Annotated in this window: 16 protein-coding genes; 8 read left to right on the top strand and 8 right to left on the bottom strand. The window is 57.0% G+C overall.

Translation table 11 applies throughout. From position 1 onward, the window contains the following. Window positions 1–143: 143 nt before the first annotated feature. The gene (locus ACTYEO_RS10430; RefSeq protein WP_449323684.1) at window positions 144–1,121 is read left to right on the top strand and encodes a DUF4238 domain-containing protein; all 978 of its coding nucleotides are present in this window, start codon (window positions 144–146) and stop codon (window positions 1,119–1,121) included. Window positions 1,122–1,238: 117 nt separating this feature from the next. Here ACTYEO_RS10430 and ACTYEO_RS10435 read toward each other — a convergent pair whose 3' ends face one another. Next, window positions 1,239–3,050, bottom strand: a complete 1,812-nt coding sequence (locus tag ACTYEO_RS10435) for an extracellular solute-binding protein (protein WP_449323685.1) — start codon at window positions 3,048–3,050, stop codon at window positions 1,239–1,241. A gap of 285 nt (window positions 3,051–3,335) precedes the next feature. Here ACTYEO_RS10435 and ACTYEO_RS10440 point away from each other — a divergent pair, with 285 nt between their 5' ends. Genes ACTYEO_RS10440 through ACTYEO_RS10455 form a run of 4 tightly spaced genes read left to right on the top strand, consistent with a single transcriptional unit; the run spans window position 3,336 to window position 6,208 of the window. Further along, window positions 3,336–4,121, top strand: a complete 786-nt coding sequence (locus ACTYEO_RS10440) for a 3-hydroxybutyrate dehydrogenase (RefSeq protein WP_449323686.1) — start codon at window positions 3,336–3,338, stop codon at window positions 4,119–4,121. 4 nt (window positions 4,122–4,125) lie between these two features. After that, on the top strand, window positions 4,126–5,160 hold the full coding sequence (locus ACTYEO_RS10445; protein ID WP_449323687.1) for a patatin-like phospholipase family protein: 1,035 nt from the start codon (window positions 4,126–4,128) through the stop codon (window positions 5,158–5,160). A gap of 51 nt (window positions 5,161–5,211) precedes the next feature. Continuing rightward, window positions 5,212–5,562, top strand: a complete 351-nt coding sequence (locus ACTYEO_RS10450) for an ArsR/SmtB family transcription factor (RefSeq protein ID WP_449323688.1) — start codon at window positions 5,212–5,214, stop codon at window positions 5,560–5,562. After that, window positions 5,552–6,208 (top strand): aquaporin, encoded by a 657-nt coding sequence (locus tag ACTYEO_RS10455; protein WP_449323689.1) that lies wholly within the window; start codon window positions 5,552–5,554, stop codon window positions 6,206–6,208. Before ACTYEO_RS10450 ends, ACTYEO_RS10455 begins: the two co-directional genes overlap by 11 nt. Before the next feature lie 73 nt (window positions 6,209–6,281). Here ACTYEO_RS10455 and ACTYEO_RS10460 read toward each other — a convergent pair whose 3' ends face one another. Next, window positions 6,282–6,905, bottom strand: a complete 624-nt coding sequence (locus ACTYEO_RS10460) for a helix-turn-helix domain-containing protein (protein WP_449323690.1) — start codon at window positions 6,903–6,905, stop codon at window positions 6,282–6,284. A 184-nt stretch (window positions 6,906–7,089) separates the two neighbouring features. On the opposite strand from ACTYEO_RS10460, the gene ACTYEO_RS10465 reads away from it, so the two are divergent. Then, window positions 7,090–7,734 carry a DsbA family oxidoreductase gene (locus tag ACTYEO_RS10465; protein WP_449323691.1) on the top strand — a complete coding sequence of 215 codons (645 nt, stop codon included), beginning with the start codon at window positions 7,090–7,092 and terminating at the stop codon, window positions 7,732–7,734. Continuing rightward, complete coding sequence (locus tag ACTYEO_RS10470; RefSeq protein ID WP_449323692.1) at window positions 7,731–8,954, top strand: multidrug effflux MFS transporter; 1,224 nt, start codon at window positions 7,731–7,733, stop codon at window positions 8,952–8,954. Before ACTYEO_RS10465 ends, ACTYEO_RS10470 begins: the two co-directional genes overlap by 4 nt. Before the next feature lie 140 nt (window positions 8,955–9,094). On the opposite strand, the gene ACTYEO_RS10475 is transcribed toward ACTYEO_RS10470, so the two are convergent. The 6 genes from ACTYEO_RS10475 to ACTYEO_RS10500 form a co-directional block, all read right to left on the bottom strand. After that, on the bottom strand, window positions 9,095–10,600 hold the full coding sequence (locus ACTYEO_RS10475; protein WP_449323693.1) for an AlbA family DNA-binding domain-containing protein: 1,506 nt from the start codon (window positions 10,598–10,600) through the stop codon (window positions 9,095–9,097). A gap of 236 nt (window positions 10,601–10,836) precedes the next feature. After that, window positions 10,837–11,967 (bottom strand): ABC transporter ATP-binding protein, encoded by a 1,131-nt coding sequence (locus tag ACTYEO_RS10480; RefSeq protein ID WP_449323694.1) that lies wholly within the window; start codon window positions 11,965–11,967, stop codon window positions 10,837–10,839. A 36-nt stretch (window positions 11,968–12,003) separates the two neighbouring features. Then, a complete protein-coding gene (locus tag ACTYEO_RS10485; protein WP_449323695.1) occupies window positions 12,004–13,662 on the bottom strand; it encodes an alpha-glucosidase family protein in 1,659 nt (552 codons plus the stop codon). Window positions 13,663–13,675: 13 nt separating this feature from the next. Continuing rightward, complete coding sequence (locus ACTYEO_RS10490; protein ID WP_449323696.1) at window positions 13,676–14,851, bottom strand: carbohydrate ABC transporter permease; 1,176 nt, start codon at window positions 14,849–14,851, stop codon at window positions 13,676–13,678. Then, window positions 14,851–15,852, bottom strand: coding sequence for a carbohydrate ABC transporter permease (locus tag ACTYEO_RS10495; protein ID WP_449323697.1), 1,002 nt, complete (start codon window positions 15,850–15,852; stop codon window positions 14,851–14,853). Before ACTYEO_RS10495 ends, ACTYEO_RS10490 begins: the two co-directional genes overlap by 1 nt. A gap of 87 nt (window positions 15,853–15,939) precedes the next feature. After that, window positions 15,940–17,298, bottom strand: a complete 1,359-nt coding sequence (locus tag ACTYEO_RS10500) for an ABC transporter substrate-binding protein (RefSeq protein WP_449323698.1) — start codon at window positions 17,296–17,298, stop codon at window positions 15,940–15,942. A 259-nt stretch (window positions 17,299–17,557) separates the two neighbouring features. Here ACTYEO_RS10500 and ACTYEO_RS10505 point away from each other — a divergent pair, with 259 nt between their 5' ends. Continuing rightward, window positions 17,558–18,586 carry a substrate-binding domain-containing protein gene (locus tag ACTYEO_RS10505; RefSeq protein WP_449323832.1) on the top strand — a complete coding sequence of 343 codons (1,029 nt, stop codon included), beginning with the start codon at window positions 17,558–17,560 and terminating at the stop codon, window positions 18,584–18,586. The last annotated feature ends 13 nt before the right edge of the window (window positions 18,587–18,599 follow it).

An 18,599-nucleotide genomic window follows, 5' to 3' on the forward strand; every position in this document is an offset into this window, starting at 1 on the left:
GCCATGTGAGAGCCATGTCGGACGAGACAGAGGCGCGGTGAAATGGGAGTGTGAGGGTCCGCTATGCGGAACAAAGCCTACATTGGAGATCCTTGTCGGAACATATATTAGATCCCATAAGCTTACCAAAACAGGGGCAGGCCGTGGCGGAGAAAACTAATCATCACTACGTTCCCCAACTCTATTTGCGGAATTTTGCCGATGGAATTGACCGCCAAGCTCGTGTCTTCACCTTTGACTCCTCCACAGGCAAGTCTTTCAAGACATCAGTCCGAAACGTGGCAAGTAAGAGGCATTTCAACCGCGTAGAGATCGATGGCGTTGATCCAAACTATTTGGAAGATGGCCTCGCTGAAATAGAAGGTGAACTTGCACCTTTCCTCTCTGAAGTTGTTGCTGAGAGGCGTTTTCGGACATCTGCTCACTTCGATTGGACCATGATTTTGGCCGCTCAACTCTCGGTGCGTAATCCGCGAATGCGTGTCAAGATGGAGAATTTCCACAAGAACATTGCGGAAGGTATCGCAAGCCTTTCCGTTTCGACCAGAGAGATTTGGGAGAGCCAGCAGAGACAGATGCAAGAAGCTGGTGAGGCTGTCAATGCGAAGGCCACGTACGAGCAAGCAAAGAAGTTTCATGAAGATAAAAACTACGAAATTCCGATTGATCAGACCCATTTGATCGGGCTCGAAATGCAGATGGTTGAAACAGTACTTACACAGCTTGGGAACCGGAACTGGTGCTTTGTTTCGCCTCCAGACGGTCATATTTTTATTACCAATGACGATCCGGCAGTGTTGTCATGGAGAGATCAGAAGGACAGAGGTTCTTACGGGCCTGGCCATGGGTTAAAGGAGACTCTCATAACCTTTCCTTTGTCCAGTGATTTACTCCTACTCGGGACCTTCGAAAATTTGCCATCTGTAATGAACTATGATGCATTTCAGGTTGCTAATGCAAATACCCACGTTGCCAGATATTCAACCAAGCAGATTTATGCTCGGAGCAGTGATTTCAATGTTCATATGCCAACGAAGTTTTTCGCTTCTGGCAGCGAGCTATCCACTCTCATGAGTTTGGCAAAAAAGGCAAGCACCACAGGATTTACCCCCGAAAACTAGATTTACGCGTTGTCGATGGCCGATACGGTAGAACTAGCCTCAAACCCCCCATTCCCCTCACCACGCCAAGCGCAGTGAGGGTTGCTCAGCTTACAGGCCCTCTCCGAAAGCCCCCCTTTACTCAGGCTCCACCCACCAGACATCTGGCTGAAAGCCGATCCAATCGCCATAGATCGGCAGGGTCTCGGGGAAGCGCAGCTCGGCGTTATGGGCGAGACGGCTGATCTGGCTATACCAGAACGGGATCACATAGCGCTCGGACATCAGCACGCGGTCCATGGCGCGCACAGCCGCCACGTAATCATCCTGACTTTCCGCGGTGAGCATACGGTCGATCATCGCCTCAATCGCGGGGTGGCAGGCCCCCATGAGATTGCGTGAGCCAAGGGTTTCGGCCATCTCGCAGCCCCAATAGAGCCGCTGCTCATTACCAGGCGAGAGCGACACACCACGGCGGAAATAGGTCATGTCGAAATCAAAGGCATCGGTGCGTTCGCGATATTGCGCGCTGTCGATGGTGGCGATTGTGGGGGTGATCCCCAGACGCTCCAGCGCCTCGACATAGATATTGACCACCGACTGGTTCTCGGTCGAGCCTTGTTGCAGCAAAATCTCGAAGGTGAACGGCGCGCCGTCAGGGCCTGTCATGACACCATCCTGCACGGAATAGCCCGCCTCCTCAAAAAGCTGCATCGCGCTGCGAATGCCTGCGCGATTGGCAGGCGCTTCCTCACCGCTTGGCAGGGCATAGCCCTCCATCGCGCCGGGCAGCAGATCAGCCTCAAACGGCGCGAGGAACTCGGCCACACGGCCTGCCGCTGGCCCCTCCTCCATCCCCAGAACGGAATTGGAGAAATAGGAGGTGATCTGAGGCTCGGTCCCGCCGTTCAGCGTGAGGTTGATATAGTCGAAATTGAAGGCTTGGATCAGCGCCTCGCGCACGCGCCAGTCATCAAATTGCGGATTGCGTGTGTTCATCACCAGCCCTGTCATGCCCGAGGGGCGTTCATGCGGGATGATGGAGCGCACGACCTCACCGCTTTGCATGCGGGGGAAATCGTAATTCTCTTCCCAATTGGCGGCATTGGTTTCGCGCATTGTGGTCACCAGCCCCGAGGTGAACCCCTCGAACATCGCATTACCATCGGCGAAAAACTCCATCCGGATTTCATCGATCACATTGGTGCCACGGCGGAAGGGAATATCCGCGCCCCAATAATCAGGATTGCGGCGCAGCGAGACAAAGCGGCCCGCCTCGAAATCATCAATCACATAGGGCGCGCTGGAAATCGGGATCTGGTCCAGCCCGCTTTGGGTGAAATCCAAACCTTCCCATTGCGCCGCCTTCAGGATCGGACGCAGCCCCATGATCAGGGCCAATTCGCGATCAGGCTCGGTAAAGGTGATCCTGACCGAGCGCTCGCCCGTGGCCTCCATCGAGGCAACGCGTGTCCAAGCATTGAGATAACGGGGATGGCCGATCGTGCCGAGGGTCTCATAGGACCAGATCACATCCTCGACCGTCACGGGGGTTCCATCCGAAAACTCGGCGGCAGGATTGAGGTGGAATTCCACCCACATCGATTCGGGATCGACCTCCACCGATTCGGCCAAAACGCCGTAAAGCGCGAAAGGTTCGTCATAGGAGCGGCCCAAAAGGGACTCGTGAACAAGGAAGCGCAACTGCCACGGCGTGGAGCCTTCGCGGATATGTGGGTTGACGTTGTCGAAGCCTCCGACCTCGCCTGTCACGATCCGTCCGCCCGTGGGCGCATCGGGGTTGGCATAGGGGAGATGCGCAAAATCTGGTGGAAGAGCAGGCTCCCCATACATAGAGATGCCATGCTGTGGCTCGGCAAATGCCACGCTTGAGAGAATCGCCGAGAGCGCAATTGCGCCTCTCAAGCCCTTGAAACAATTCAATCCCATTTTCTGAACAATCCCCTGTCGCCTTTGTTTGCTTATCTGGCAAGGGTAACGCGCCCGCCTGAGCAATACAAACTTTTCGGTTGGACTCTGAGCGGGAGAACGCTTATAAAGATGTCACTGCTCGATAGGTTTCTTGCCTGTATGAAACCTGCCTCAATAACTTAACGCCAGCTTCGTGCTGGCGTTTTTTTTGGCGTGGCGCTATCCTTTATCCCGCTTCCCCCTATTTATTTTGCACGTGCAGCATTACCTTTGCAGCCATGGCGAAATGAACAGGAGGCCCCCATGGCGATCACAACCGACCTATCTGGCAAGACAGCCGTTATCACGGGATCAAATTCGGGAATCGGGCTGGGTGTGGCGCAATTCCTCGCACAAGCTGGCGCGGATGTTGTTCTGAACAGCTTCACAGACCGCGATGAAGATCATGCTTTGGCCGAAGAGATCGCCAAAGAACACGGCGTGCAGGCGCGCTATATCAAGGCCGATATGTCCAAAGGCGATGACTGCCGCATGCTGATCGAACAGGCGGGGGTCTGCGATATCCTGATCAATAATGCAGGTATCCAGCATGTCGCCGCGATCGAGGAATTCCCCACTGAGAAATGGGATGCGATCATCGCGATCAATCTCAGCTCGGCCTTTCATACCACCGCCGCCGCCCTGCCCTTGATGCGCAGCGCAGGCTGGGGCCGTGTGGTCAATATCGCCTCCGCCCATGGTCTGACGGCCTCGCCTTATAAATCCGCCTATGTGGCGGCCAAACATGGCATTGTTGGCCTGAGCAAAACCGTCGCTTTGGAAACCGCACAAGAGCCTATCACCTGCAATGCCATTTGCCCGGGCTATGTGCTGACCCCGCTGGTCGAAGCGCAAATCCCCGATACGATGGAAAAGCACAATATGGACCGCGATACCGTCATTCGCGAAATCATGCTGGAACGCCAACCCTCCAAGGAATTCGCCACAACCGACCAGCTTGGCGGCACGGTGGCCTTCCTCTGCTCGCCCGCCGCAGACCAGATCACAGGGACCACGATCAGCGTCGATGGCGGCTGGACGGCCCTTTAACCGGATGGCACAGCCCAAACGCATCAATCTGGCCCTACAGGGTGGCGGCGCACATGGCGCCTTTACTTGGGGGGCGCTGGACCGCCTGCTTCAGGAGGATCTGATCGAGATCGCCGCCATCTCGGGCACCTCGGCGGGGGCGCTGAACGGCGCGGCCCTCAAGGCGGGTCTGGTCCAAGGCTCGCGCAGCCTTGCGCGCGAAAACCTCGAATGGCTCTGGACGCAGGTGGGGGCCATCACGGATGAACGGCTTTCTCCTTGGCTGGATGCCATCGCGCCTGCGGCCGTGTCGCGCTTCATGGAAAACTCGCTGCCCTTTGCGATGGCCGATAGCCTGACGCGCAGCTTCAGCCCCTATTCCACGGGGCCCCTTTACGGCAATCCGCTCAGACGGATCGTCGAGAAATTCGCCTATGACAAAGTCTGCGCCGAAACAGGGCCCGAGCTGCATATCTGCGCCACCAATGTCAGATCAGGCAAGATCAAGATTTTCAAAGGCAATGCCATATCAGCAGATGCCATCCTTGCCTCGGCCTGCCTGCCAACCCTGTTTCGCGCCGTTGAAATCAAGGATGAGACAAGCGGCAAGCTGGAGGCCTATTGGGATGGCGGCTATACGGGCAACCCTGCCCTCTTCCCCCTTTACCAGCCGCATCTGCCCGCCGATGTCGTGGTGGTGAATATCAACCCGCTTTACCGCGAAGAGGTGCCAACCAGTGCGCGTGAAATCCAGAACAGGATCAATGAGATCAGTTTCAATTCATCGCTCTTGCGGGAATTGCGCGCGATCGATTTTGTCCAGCGCCTTTTGCAAACGGGCAAGCTGGAGCAAGACAGTATGAAAAGCGTCCTCGTGCATATGGTATCGGATGACGCCTTGATGGCGCAGCTTTCGGTGGCGACCAAAACCATCGCGAACCCCCATGTCCTGTTCCAACTTCGCAATGCAGGCTATGCCGCCTGCGACGCCTTTCTGGAGGCCCATTTCGATCAGATCGGCAAGACAGGCAGCGTTGATCTGCGCGAGATGTTCAGCTGAAGCCGCGCCAAAGCGATTGCAATAATTCCCTTTTTCACGCATTTAAGAAATATGGATCATGCCTTCGCCATTCGGATATTCTCGGCCCTCGCCCATGATGGCCGCCTGAGCGTTTTTCGCACGCTGGTCTCGGTCTTCCCCGAGGCGCTTCGCGTGGCCGAGATCACCGATGCTACAGGCATCAAGGGCAGCACCCTCTCGGCGCATCTCTCCGCGCTCAGCGATGCAGGGCTCTTGCAGGCCCGCCGCGATGGCACCTCGATCTTCTATTCCCTGTCCCAAACAGGCGTCTCGGGCTTTGTGGATTTCCTGCTGGCCGATTGCTGTCAGGGCCGCCCCGAGCTGTGCGCCCCAAAAGACACCCCTCCATCTAGTGCCAAGGCGGATCTCAATGCTTCGTAAATTGCTGGCCGAGGCCATTGGAACGGCGTTTCTGCTGATCAGCGTTGTGGGCTCGGGCATCATGGCCGAGACGCTCTCGCCCGATAATATCGGCGTGGCGCTTCTGGCCAATGCAATCGCCACGGGCTGCATCCTCTATGTCATCATCACGATCTTCGGGCCTGTCTCAGGCGCGCATTTCAACCCTGCCGTCACCTTCATCTTCTGGCTCAAAACCGAGATCACAACCCGCGCAGCCCTCGCCTATGTCGCCGTGCAAATCCTTGCCGCCATTCTAGGGGTCTGGATGGCCCATGCCATGTTCGAGCAGGACATCGTGCAATTCTCACATAAAATCCGCTCAGGCCCGAGCCAATGGCTTTCCGAGGGGATCGCAACTTTCGGCCTTGTCCTGCTGATCCTTGGCGGGCTGAAACACGCGCCCGAGTGTATCCCGGCCCTCGTCGCGGCCTATATCACAGGGGCTTATTGGTTCACCTCATCCACCAGCTTCGCCAATCCCGCCGTCACCATCGCACGCAGCCTGACCGATACATTTGCAGGCATCCAAGCCGCCAATATGCCGCTTTTCATCGTGATGCAGCTGCTCGGCGCGGGGGCGGCACTATTGCTCGCGCGCCTCGTCTTTTCAGCCGCCCGCGACTGATCCCCATCTTTGCTTTGAAAAATACTTCGGGGTGAGGTGGCACAGCCACCGAGGGGCAGCGCCCCTGCCCCCCTCATTCCAATGTGGTGACCCAAAGGATCGTCGCATCATCATCAGAGATCGACACCACATTATGCCCCATCGCGGCATCATAATAAGCGCTATCGCCGCGCCGCATATCCACGGGCTCATAAAATTCCGTGAAGAGCCGCACCGCCCCTGTCAGCACATAGAGAAATTCCTCGCCCTCATGGCGCACCCAGCCATCGAATTCCTCGAATTTCCGCGCCCGAATGCGCGCACGATAGGGCATCATCTTCTTGCGCCGCAAACTCGCGGCCAGCAATTCATGCTCATAGGTGGTGGTCAGATGCGCCTCACCCGCGCCCGATATCGTGACCGACATCCGCCCCGCCCCTTGCGGCGTCTCGGAGGGCGTGAACAATTGCGGCACCGAAATATCCAGCCCCACAGCCAGCTTTTTCAGCGCATCATAGGTGGGCGACATCTGCCCGTTCTCGATCTTGGACAGGGTCGAGCGCGCAAGCCCGGCATGATTGGCCGCCTGCTCCAAGGTCCAGTTCCTGTCCTTGCGCAATTGGCGCACCCTTGCGCCCAGATCAATGGGCTGGGGCGTGGCGCTCTCGCCGTTTTCACGGGCCAGACGGATTAAGGACGGTTCATTGGCTTTGCTCATAGCGGGCGATGTAGCGTGAGGGGCGCAATCTGGCAACTGCGGCACAGGCTCTGCGGCCTATACAGGCCCGCGCCAACGCGTTAGGACTGCAAAGAAAGCCAGCAAGGGCCAAGCGCCTCCGCCAGCATATCCACGACCCAAACGCGGTCGGAATGCTGTCGTAATCCCGTTTGAAAGAATACTGATGATCAAGCTTGATATCCTCTCCGATCCGATCTGCCCGTGGTGCTATATCGGCTGGAGCAATCTGGCCCGCGCGATGGAGAAAAAGCCGGACCATCCCTTTGCGATTGAATGGCATCCCTATCAGCTCAATCCCGATATGCCGCCCGAGGGCATGGATCGGCATGATTATCTCGAGACCAAATTCGGAGGGCGCGACGGCGCGGTGACGGCCTATGCCCCCGTGCTGGAGCATGCCGAGGCCGCGGGGCTAGCGCTGAAGCTTGACGCCATCACCCGCACCCCCAGCACGATCAATGCGCATCGTCTGATCCATTGGGCGGGCTTGGAAGAACGCCAGACGCCGATGGTTGTGGCGCTGTTCAAAGCCTATTTCATCGAAGGGCGCGATATTGGTGATGCAGAGGTCTTGCAGGATTTGGCCCGCTCGGTCGGGCTGGACGGCGCCATGACCCAGACCCTGTTGCAGGGCGAGGCCGATCTCAAGGAAATCGCCGAGCGCGACCGCCATGCCCGCGCGCGTGGCGTCACGGGTGTGCCCTGCTTTATCATCGACAACCAGCATGTGGTGACAGGCGCGCAGCCCGCGTCCTTTTGGGAAGAGGTGATCACGGATATCACCCAACAACTCGGGTCCCAAGCATGAGCGCCGCTCAGCCACAGACCCGCACCACCTCGAAATTCGAATTTGTCTGCATGATGGGGCTGATGTTTGCCACCATCGCCTTTTCGATCGACGCGATGCTGCCCGCCCTGCCCGATATCGTGGACAGCCTCACCCCCGATGATCCCAACCGCGCGCAGCTGATCATAACCAGCTTTCTGCTTGGCATGGGGATTGGCACCATGTTGGCAGGCCCCCTCTCGGATGCTTTGGGACGAAAGACGGTGATCGTGATCGGCGCAGGGCTTTATATGGCGGGCGCGCTGATGGCCTATTTCGCGCAAAGCCTTGAATGGATTTTGCTGGCCCGCGTGCTGCAAGGGCTGGGGGCTGCGGGGCCGAGGGTGGTCTCGCTGGCCATGGCGCGAGACCTCTTTGTGGGCCGCGCGATGGCGCAGATCGTCTCCTATGCGATGCTGGTCTTTACCATCGTGCCCGCGATTGCGCCGCTGCTTGGCGCATGGATCATCATGGGCTTTGGCTGGCGCGCGATCTTTCTGGCCTTCCTTGCCTTCTCGGTGATCTCGGTCGGTTGGCTCTCGCTGCGCCAACCCGAAACATTGGCCCCCGAGGATCGCCGCCCGCTGCAAATCGCCCCGCTTTGGGCAGGCCTGCGCGAGACTTTGGCACATCGCCAGATGCAATTCTCGATCATCGCGCAAACCTGTATTTTCGGCGGGTTATTCGGCTCGCTCTCCTCGATCCACCAGATTTTCGACTATACCTATGGCCTGCGCGAGAGCTTCCCGCTCTGGTTCAGCCTGATCGCCCTCCTTTCGGCACCCACAGGGCCGATCAATGGCAAGATGGTGATCCATACAGGCATGCGCCCACTGATCCGCGTGACGATGCTGGCCCAAGCGGGGTTGAGCCTGACCCTTGCACTGGCCTTCCTAAGCGGCGCGCTCGGCGGGGCGGAGTTCGGGGTCTATGTGTTCTGGAATGTGACGCTTTTTGCCACGGCGGGCTTTACCATCGGCAATCTGAACGCCTTGGCGCTGGAGCCTTTGGGCCATATCGCAGGGATGGCCTCATCCGTGATGGGCGCGATCTCGACCATCGGAGGCGCGCTGGCAGGCGCCGTGATCGGCCAGATGTTCAACGGCACGCCCGTGCCCCTGTTTTTCGGCATATCCCTGCTGATGCTGATCGGAGGCCTTCTGATGTTCCGCATGCCGAGGGAAGCGGTGGATGCGGGGTGAGGTTGGGGGGGGCGGGAAGCAGACATTCGCTGCGAATGCAAAGATGAAATTGGAAATGGTCAAACCGGACTTTCGTCGGTTGTTACAGTCCATCTGTTATTTGTTAAGCCTTTGAGCTCATGCTTGATTGAACGCGGCTTCTAATCCTGCAGAGTTGGCAAGAAGAAAATCTTGTCAATTCTTGCGGCGGCTTTGAAGATTGCACCCTTTAAGCTAGAGTTTTCTGCTCTCACAAACATCCTCTGGAGTAAATCCAAGACATCTTGCATGTGTTCGAAATTGGCGGGGAGACCTGCAATCGCCCGAGCAATAGCAGGGTCTTCGTGTGTGTCTTCGAGTTGGTCGAAATTTCCTTGTTGGATTTCAAGCAAAATAGGTTCTGCTTGGCCGGACGCTTGTTTGAATGCACTAAGTTCGCCGCGAAGTCGCTTAAGTGCCTTCGCTTTTGAGTTGGCGTATACTGCGTCTGTCTGTGACAGCGCCTCAATTGCATCGTCGACCGGAACTTTAGCTTCGTCGATAAAATAGAACATGGGAAGCCACTGGCGTTGTACCAGAGCTGACTCGCGAACAAATTCTATTGGTGAACGTACATTTTCTTGTGCAAGGAATGCTTGCAGAACCGTATCCGCAGTAAGAACGCGATTTTCGATCCGTTCTCTAATCTGTCCGTCGGGTTCGATTGCTCTGACATCTCCTATTAGGCGTAAAGCAGGCGCTCCTTCGACTTCCTCAAACTCACCTTCGCGGATGAACTCCAACTGATCTGCTAGGTTTCGATCAATCATCACTTTTGTATCGTCGGCCTCTATGGTGCCTTCTCGGGTATCGACTATCAGTGAATTTTGAAGTCCTATGTCTGCGACACGCTGTGCCGTTCGTAGTAGTTTTGACTGACTAGCTTGGTCACGTTCACGCAGCAATACGAGTAGATCACCGGCGCCGATTTTCGCTGATTGACCTGGTGAGCGAAATAGGATTGTGCCGCCTTCGAGTCCGTCACCGTCTCGACTGACGATTATTGGGGGTACGGCATATTTTTCGACATAAATTACTCCAACATTCAAACCGTCAATTTCAACCGTGAGCTTGATGAAGTCCGGTGTCGGGGTTAGAAAGGTCTTCACTTTTTGGCTTATCTGCACGATGTCAGTGTTTTGAAAAGTGTCGTCCGCCAAACCTACAACTTTACAGTCCGTATCTTCAACGCCGATGAAGACATAGCCCCCTTTGTTATTTGCCAAAGCGGCAATTGCCTTGATGATGGGCGTCATTTTCTTTGGGTTGAACGTTTCTTTACACTCCTGCTGGGTCGTTTCACCGTCACGAAGCCTCCAACTTCCGTCAGCATGTTGTTCAAATAGCGCAACGGCAGTTTCAGCGATTGTGGGTGGTTTCGCGTCTTGTTCGTTGATGGCAACTCCGACTGCGCCAGCTTTGAAGTCGTTCAGAAATGCATCAAGCTCTTGATCCGTTGCTGATGGAATTTGGGGACCGTAGGTCCCGTTTCGGATTTGGCTGATTCTACCCGAGTTAACTGGGCGGTCTTGGCGATTGAAATAGAATTGAATGTCCACGTTCCGTTCACCGCGCGCCAACAAGGCTTTGATTAAGCCAATTTCTTCGTCCGTTATGCTTCGAGCCATTTGGAGCCTCAAATTTTTTCAACCAATGATTGCAGCCACTTTGAGGCTGTCGGCGCAGGGTGCAAGCCCTTGCACCTGATAGACGAAAAGAAAGCCCGGAATGTAGGTTGCAACTGCGGCACCTAGGCAACGAGGTAGATGTCGGTTAAGGGCCGCCCCTGCCCCCCCCAAACAAAAACAAACCCCGCAAAGCGGGGCCCGTTTTCATCTCTCATCTGCGCTCAGGCCAGCCCGTCTCAATGCGGCTGGACGCCTGGTAAAAAGACCTTCTCGTCGCGGAAGAGCAGGGAAATCCCGTCCTTGAACACATGCACCTTGTCGGGCGTGGCCGAGAGTTTCACCTCATTGCCGCGCAGACCTGCATGGATGCCTGCCAGCTTGCCGATCACGGGGGTCTCCTGCCCCTCGGCTTGCTCGAAATACAAAAGCGTGACCTCACCCAAGGCCTCGGTGATCTTCACATTCCCCTTGAAGGCGAAGTCCTTTTCCTCGGTGGCGTGCATATCCTCAGGGCGGATGCCGATTTGCACGCGCGCGCCTTTATCCTCGGGCTTGGACGGGTAATTCGAGGTGATCGTGCCGCCCCCCTGATCGAGCTTGAGCTTGGTCACTTTACCCGTGCCCGTGATCTCGCCCGCCATCAGGTTCATCGCAGGCGAGCCGATGAATTGCGCCACGAAGGTGGAATTGGGGCGTTCATACAGCTCCAGCGGCGCGCCGACCTGCGCAATGCCGCCGCCTGCCAGAACCACGATGCGGCTGGCCAATGTCATCGCCTCCACCTGATCATGGGTCACATAGACCATGGTCGTCTCGGGCATTTGTTCCTTGAGCTGCGCGATCTCGATCCGAGTGGCCACGCGCAAGGCGGCATCAAGGTTCGAAAGCGGCTCGTCAAAGAGATAGACCTTGGGGTCGCGCACAATGGAACGGCCAATGGCCACCCGCTGTCGCTGCCCGCCTGACAGCGCTTTGGGCAGGCGATCAAGGAAATTGGTCAATTGCAGTTTATCGGCCGCTGCACGCACTTTTTCGTCGATCTCGGCCTTATTGAAACCCGCGATCTTCAGCGCGAAGGCCATATTGTCATAGACCGTCATATGCGGATAGAGCGCATAGGATTGGAAGACCATGGCAATGCCGCGCTCGGATGGGGGCACATCATTGACAATGGTGCCATCGATCTCCAACTCGCCGCCCGTTATCTTTTCCAGCCCCGCAATCATCCGCAAAAGGGTGGATTTGCCACAGCCCGAGGGGCCGACAAAGACGATCAGCTCGCCCGTTTGAATGTCGAGATTGATGTCACTCAAGACCCGCACATTGCCATAGGATTTCTCGACATCCGTCAGCTTCAGATCAGCCATATTGTCTTCCTCTCCTCTATACCCCTGCCCTGCCCGTCAGCCGTCAGCCATGACGCCGAAATAGGCCTGATAGGGGGGTAAGGTCACATCCTTATCCGTCACAATTGCGGTGAAGGGCGCCCCTTTATCCTGCTGCCACTCGCCTTCGGGAAGGGTGACGGGCAGCGCCATATTGCTCAGGTTGAAGGCGCAGAACAGCCTCTGCCCCTGATGCGCGCGGATGAAGGAGACGATGCCACCTTCATGGCTCACAAACTCGAAGCTGCCCTTGGCCAAGGCGGGGAAGCTTTGGCGGAAACGGATCATGTTGCGGTAGAAAGCCAGCGTCGAGGCGCTGTCCCCCTCCTGTGCGCCGACCGCGCGTTGCAGATGCTCCACCGCGACGGGCAGCCATGGTTTGCTATCCGAGAAGCCGCCATTTTGATTATCCGAGACCCAAGGCATCGGCGTGCGGCAGCCATCACGGCCCTTGAATTTCGGCCAGAAGCGGATGCCATAAGGGTCCTGCAAATCATCAAAGGCAACATAGGCCTCGGTCAGGCCAAGCTCCTCGCCCTGATAGATACAGACCGAGCCGCGCAGACACATCAACAACCCCGCATAGAGGCGGCGGGCCTCCTCGCCCATATTCCAGCGCGAGGGGTGGCGCACGACATCATGGTTGGAGAACGCCCAACAGGCCCATCCATCCCCGATCCGGTCTTCATAGGTGGTGATCACCTCGCCGATCCGCTCAGGCGTCGGCTCGGTGGCCGAGAGGAAGTCAAAGCTGTAGCACATATGCATTTTATCGCCGCCGCTGGTATATTCGGCTTGGATATCAAGGCCATATTGCGCATCCCCCACTTCGCCAACGGCGGTGGTGGCGGGGTATTGTTCCATCAAGGCGCGCAGATCACGCAGGAATTGAAGGTTCTCGGGCTGGTTCTTGTCATAGAGGTGGTCTTGCCAGTTATAGGGGTTCACCTCGGGCGCGATGCTGGAATTTCGGCGCTCGGGCTCAAGGGCAGGATTGTCGCGCAACTGCTTGTCATGAAAGTAGAAATTGATCGTATCAAGGCGGAACCCATCCACCCCGCGATCAAGCCAGAATTTCGCGATATCCAGCATTTCCTGACGGACGTCCTGATTATGGAAATTCAGGTCAGGCTGTTCTTTTAGGAAGTTATGCAGGTAGTATTGCATACGTTCCGCATTCCATTCCCAAGCCGAGCCGCCGAAGATCGACAGCCAGTTATTGGGCGGGCTGCCATCGGGTTTTGCATCGGCCCAGACATACCAATCGGCCTTGGCATTATCGCGGCTCGACTGGCTCTCGACAAACCAGCCATGCTGGTTCGAGCTATGCGACAACACCAGATCGATCAGCACCTTGAGGCCCAGATCATGGGCGCGCTGGATCAGCGCGTCGAAATCGCCAAGGCTGCCGAACATCGGATCGACATCGCGGTAATCCGAGACGTCATAGCCGAAATCAAGCATCGGCGAGCGGAAGAAGGGCGAAATCCAGATCGCATCCACCCCGAGGCTGGCCACATGGTCCAGCCGATGGATAATCCCTGCCAGATCCCCGATCCCGTCATGGTTCGAGTCCTGATAGCTGCGGGGGTAAATCTGATAAATGACCGCGCCGCGCCACCAATCCTTGTCGGGGGCTACAATCTGTTCGCGGGCCATATCCTGCATCAAGTTCATTCGGTATTCGCTCTTATTTTACGGAGCCAGCCAAAAGGCCGCGCACCAGATATCGTTGCATTGTGAAGAAGACAGCGAGGGGCACGGCGATCGACACAAAGGCCGATGTCGCAAGGATTTCCCAATCCCCGCCCCGTGTGCCCAGTAGCTCGACAATCTGGCGCGTCATGACCGTGGTCTCGCCAGAGCTGTCAATCAGGAAAACCATAGCCACCAGCAAATCATTCCATGTCCAAAGGAATTGGAAGATTGCGAAACTGGCCAAGGCTGGGAAGCTGAGCGGCAGGATGATCCGTGTGAAAATCTGGAAATCACTCGCGCCATCGACGCGGGCATTCTCGATGATCTCGCGGGGCAGCCCCACCATATAGTTACGTAACAAATAGATCGCCAAAGGCAGGCCAAAGCCCGTATGGGCAAGCCAGACACCCAAATACCCTTTCCCGATCCCGATCTCGTTGTGGAATTTCAAAAGCGGGATCAGCGCAAGCTGCAAGGGCACAACCAGAAGGCCCACAATCACCGCGATCAAAAGCGCGCGTCCCGGAAACTCCATCCATGCCAAGGCATAGGCCGCAAAAGCTGCCACAAGGATGGGGATGATCGTGGCCGGAATGGTCACGGTCAGTGTGTTGAAAAAGGCCCGCGCCATGCCCTCGCGATTTCCGGGGTCAAACAGGACCGAGCGGTAATTGTTCAACGTGAAATCAGGCGGGCTTTCGGCCGTTACAAAGACGCGTTGTCCGCGCCCTGAAATCTGCTCGTCATTGCCCGTCCAGACATAGTCGCCATTGGATTGCACACTCATGGTTTCGCCATCCCCGAGATCGGCGGTCTCGCCTGGCGTATAGGCGTCAATTGCGCGCGAGGATGTGCCCCAGACGCTGACCTCGGCCACGACATCCTCGGGCGTTTCGGCCTTGCCATCGACGACATAGAGATTGCCCTCGACCACAAAGATGCCGTCGCGCTCAAAGCGCTCCTCATCGGGGTCGGCGGTGCGGAAGGTCTCGTTCAACTCGGCGGGGAAAAGGGCGGCCCACCATCCCGAACTGCGGATTTGATCCGTGGTCCGGAATGAGGAAACGAGCAGACCTACAGTGGGAAAAATCCAAAGCAAAACAAGCGCTAAGACCGAGAGGTTCACGGCCCATGTCAGGCGGGATTTGGTGCCGGCAATATTATCCATCACCGCATCTCCTTGCGCGCATTATAGACGTTCCACACAAGGATCGGCGTCACCATCAGCATGATGATCATCGCACTGGCCGATCCCACACCCCAATCATTGGCGCGGAACAGCTTGTCATACATATAATTGGCCAGAACCTGTGTTTCCCATTGCCCGTTGGTCATGGCAAAGACGATATCGAATACCTTAAGCACCACGATGGTGATCGTCGTCCAGACCACCACAATCGTGCCCGTGATTTGCGGCACCTTGATCTTGAAGAAAATCTGGAACGGGTTGGCGCCATCCACGATTGCCGCTTCGATGGTTTCCTCGGGGATGCCGCGCAGGGCCGCCGATAGGATCACCATCGCAAACCCCGTTTGAATCCAGATCAGCACGATCATCAGGAAGAAATTGTTCCAGAAGGGCACGGTCAGCCATGTGATTGGCTCCTCTCCGCCCAATTGCAAATAGACCGCATTGAGAATGCCGATCTGCGCGGTATCGATGGGGCGCGCGTCATAGATCAGCTTGAAGATCACAGCCGCCCCCACAAAGGAGATCGCCATGGGCATGAAAATCAGCGATTTCGCGATATTGCCCCAGCGGATACGATCGGTCAGCTGTGCCGATAGCAACCCGAAGGCCGTCGCGGCGGCAGGCACAACCAAAAGCCACAGGACATTATTGCGCACGGCTTCCCAGAATTTGGGGTCATTGAACATTTGCGCATAATTATCGCCCCCCACGAAAGCTCCGCCCGCGTCACGATCCGTTAGGGACAGGCGCAGGGTCTCGAAGACGGGATAGGCAAGGTAAAGACCAAGGGCGAGCAAGGCAGGGGCGAGAAACAGCCAAGGGCGAATGGCATTGGCGCGGTTGATATTGCGCCCCGCATTCGGCCCGCGCGGCGGGAACAGCACCTTGTCGAGAAACTGGTTGGAAAAGAAGAAATAGGCGATGCAGCCACCTACGCCGACGAAAATGGTCAGCAATCCTTGCAATGCCGGAGACATGACAGCCCTCCCCTCGGTGCCAATATGTGCCTGAAAAGGCAGGGACATGGCCACTCAGGCAGCCATGTCCCAAAGCATCAGCGCTGCTTAGTTGAGCGCGTCCCAGCTGTCCTGGATCGCGGTTGCAACCGCTTCGGCATCTGCGCCGCCAGCATAGTCAACCATGCCGGTCCAGAAGGAGCCCGCACCAATCGCGCCTGGCATCAGGTCGGATGCGTCGAAGCGGAAGGTGGTCGCGCCAAGGAGGATCTCGCCCTGACCGCGCAGCGATGCGTTCTCGTAAGTGTCGAGGTTTACGCCCGAATGCGGGGTAAGGAAGCCGCCCTGCGCCATCATGATTTCATGCGCGACAGGTGTCTGCAGGAATTCCATGAAGGCCATGGTTGCGTCAGATGGATCGGTCACAGCCATCAATGTGCCGCCACCCAGAACTGGGTTGCCAAGGTCTTCGCCATCGAAGGACGGGAAGTAGAAGAAATCGGCATCTTCACCAACAACCGTGCCATCTGGGAAGAAGGCAGGGATGAAGGAGGCCTGACGGTGCATGTAGCAACCGGGAGGCGAGGCAAAAAGGCCCGCAGGGCTGTCACGGAAATCGGTTGTCGCAACCGCGCCCGCGCCGCCCATGACCCAATCGTCATTGCGTGCGAAGGTGCCGAAGGTTTCAATGGCGTTTACAACACGTGGGTCGTTGAAGGGGATCTCGTTGGACACCCAACCATCATAAACATCAGGGGTCTGCGTGCGCAGCATGATGTCTTCAACCCAGTCAGTTGCAGGCCAGCCTGTTGCCGCGCCCGAACCCAGACCGATACACCAAGGTGTGCCGCCATCTGCTACGATCTGCTCGGACAGGGCCAGCAGGTCTTCCATGGAGGCAGGCACGTCATAGCCTGCATCCTCAAAGTTCTCTGGCGAATACCATACCAGCGACTTAACATTCACGTTGAAGAAGAAGCCGTAGAACTGATCGGCGCCCGCGTCATCGGCATAGGTGCCAAGATCAACCCAAGACTGGCCCGCTGCGAAGTTTTCGGTGACCCAAGAGGCCATGCCATCGCCCAATGGGGTCAGAAGGCCATTGCCAGCCATATTCGCGGCCAAACCAGGCTGGGGGAATACGGCGATATTGGGCGCGGAGCCCGCTTCGGCGTCGATCACGATCTGCTGCTCGAAGCTGTCGGAGCCCGTGTAAGTGGCCTCCGCGCCTGTGGCGGCTTCGAAATAGGCCAAGAGCGCGTCAAAGCGGTCCGCCTCAGGCGAAAGCCAAGGACCCGCGATGGTGACGGTCTCGCCCGAGAAATCATTTGCCGAGGCAAATGCTTCATAGCTGTCCCAGTTGAAATCGCCCTCGCCAATCGGGAAAACCATCCCGTGACCATCCGCCATTGCCATGCCTGCCGTCAGTGCCAGAGCAGCTGCGCCAGTATAAAGAGTTTTTTTCATCAGTAACCTCCCAGTGAAACGCCTGTCCGTCAGGCGCGAGTTCTGTCTGTCGCGCTTAAAAATTTTCCCAAAGCGCTTTGGACTGACGGCACAGTCCTTCACAGGGCAAGCAGAGTCAATCCATCTTATGATTATTCGTTGATAAATAAGGTTCATTTTGCAGTTGCAGCATTTATTTTATTGCCAGACTCTTTGACATTCTCGACGGCGCAAGCTTAGTGTCAGTCGAAAATTTGAAAGCGCTTTGGCAAAAATGGCGATGAATCTCAAAGAACTGGCTGAGTCGCTCGGATTATCCCCGACAACCGTGAGTCGGGCGCTCAACGGCTATCCTGAAGTGGGCGAGAAAACCCGCGCGCGGGTCAATGCCGCAGCGAAAGCCGCGCATTACCAGCCCAATTCGCGCGCACAGCGATTGGCCACGGGTCGCGCCATGACTATCGGACATGTGATCAACCTCTCGGGTGAGGCGGAAATGGTGAACCCGATTTTCGCTGATTTTCTGGCTGGCGCAGGTGAGGTCTATGCCCGCGAGGGATATGACCTGCTGCTCTCGATTGTGGCCGATCACGAGGTAGAGCGCGCCTATCGCCAGATGGCGGCCAAAGGCTCGGTCGATGGTGTGATGGTGCAAGGCCCCCGCATCGAGGACCCGCGCATCCCGCTTCTTGATCAATTGGGCCTGCCCTTTCTGGTGCATGGCCGCACAGGCCAATATGAGGCCTATAGCTGGCTGGATGTGGCCAATATCCGTGCCTTCAAAAAGGCCACGGATTTCTTGTTAGACCTCGGCCATCGACGGATTGCGCTGATCAACGGGCTTGAGCAGATGGATTTCGCCGCCCGCCGCCGGAAAGGCTATGAAGAAGCCCTGCAAGCCCGCGGCCTTACCCCTGATCCAAGCCTGATGCGCGCCGATGTGATGACCGAAGGCTATGGCTATGATGCCGCCTCCGAGATGCTGGACCGCGCAACGGACGCGCCCACGGCCTTCCTTGTCTCCTCGGTGATCTCGGCCATTGGCGTGCGCCGCGCGGCGGGCGAACGGGGATTGCGCCTTGGCAAGGATGTGTCGCTCATCACCCATGATGACGTGCTGTCCTATATGAATAATGACCGCGAAGGCCCCGCCTTCACCGCGACCCGCTCCTCGATCAGACAGGCAGGCGCGCGCTGTGCCGAAATCCTGATCGAGATGATCAACAACCCCGGCCAGCCCCCGACCCATGAATTATGGGAAGCGGAACTGACCGTGGGCCGCTCAACGGGCCCTGCCCCAACGCTGTGACAGCCCTCCCTGA

Source organism: Rhodophyticola sp. SM2404 (assembly GCF_053570515.1).

What these genes read in the sequence shown, in the direction of transcription:
- ACTYEO_RS10495 (WP_449323697.1), bottom strand. Translation starts at nt 15,852, where the DNA reads ATGTCTCCGGCATTGCAAGGATTGCTGACCATTTTCGTCGGCGTAGGT.
- ACTYEO_RS10485 (WP_449323695.1), bottom strand. Translation starts at nt 13,662, where the DNA reads ATGAACTTGATGCAGGATATGGCCCGCGAACAGATTGTAGCCCCCGAC.
- ACTYEO_RS10470 (WP_449323692.1), top strand. Translation starts at nt 7,731, where the DNA reads ATGAGCGCCGCTCAGCCACAGACCCGCACCACCTCGAAATTCGAATTT.
- ACTYEO_RS10455 (WP_449323689.1), top strand. Translation starts at nt 5,552, where the DNA reads ATGCTTCGTAAATTGCTGGCCGAGGCCATTGGAACGGCGTTTCTGCTG.
- ACTYEO_RS10505 (WP_449323832.1), top strand. Translation starts at nt 17,558, where the DNA reads ATGAATCTCAAAGAACTGGCTGAGTCGCTCGGATTATCCCCGACAACC.
- ACTYEO_RS10435 (WP_449323685.1), bottom strand. Translation starts at nt 3,050, where the DNA reads ATGGGATTGAATTGTTTCAAGGGCTTGAGAGGCGCAATTGCGCTCTCG.
- ACTYEO_RS10500 (WP_449323698.1), bottom strand. Translation starts at nt 17,298, where the DNA reads ATGAAAAAAACTCTTTATACTGGCGCAGCTGCTCTGGCACTGACGGCA.
- ACTYEO_RS10475 (WP_449323693.1), bottom strand. Translation starts at nt 10,600, where the DNA reads ATGGCTCGAAGCATAACGGACGAAGAAATTGGCTTAATCAAAGCCTTG.
- ACTYEO_RS10480 (WP_449323694.1), bottom strand. Translation starts at nt 11,967, where the DNA reads ATGGCTGATCTGAAGCTGACGGATGTCGAGAAATCCTATGGCAATGTG.
- ACTYEO_RS10440 (WP_449323686.1), top strand. Translation starts at nt 3,336, where the DNA reads ATGGCGATCACAACCGACCTATCTGGCAAGACAGCCGTTATCACGGGA.
- ACTYEO_RS10465 (WP_449323691.1), top strand. Translation starts at nt 7,090, where the DNA reads ATGATCAAGCTTGATATCCTCTCCGATCCGATCTGCCCGTGGTGCTAT.
- ACTYEO_RS10490 (WP_449323696.1), bottom strand. Translation starts at nt 14,851, where the DNA reads ATGGATAATATTGCCGGCACCAAATCCCGCCTGACATGGGCCGTGAAC.
- ACTYEO_RS10450 (WP_449323688.1), top strand. Translation starts at nt 5,212, where the DNA reads ATGGATCATGCCTTCGCCATTCGGATATTCTCGGCCCTCGCCCATGAT.
- ACTYEO_RS10460 (WP_449323690.1), bottom strand. Translation starts at nt 6,905, where the DNA reads ATGAGCAAAGCCAATGAACCGTCCTTAATCCGTCTGGCCCGTGAAAAC.
- ACTYEO_RS10445 (WP_449323687.1), top strand. Translation starts at nt 4,126, where the DNA reads ATGGCACAGCCCAAACGCATCAATCTGGCCCTACAGGGTGGCGGCGCA.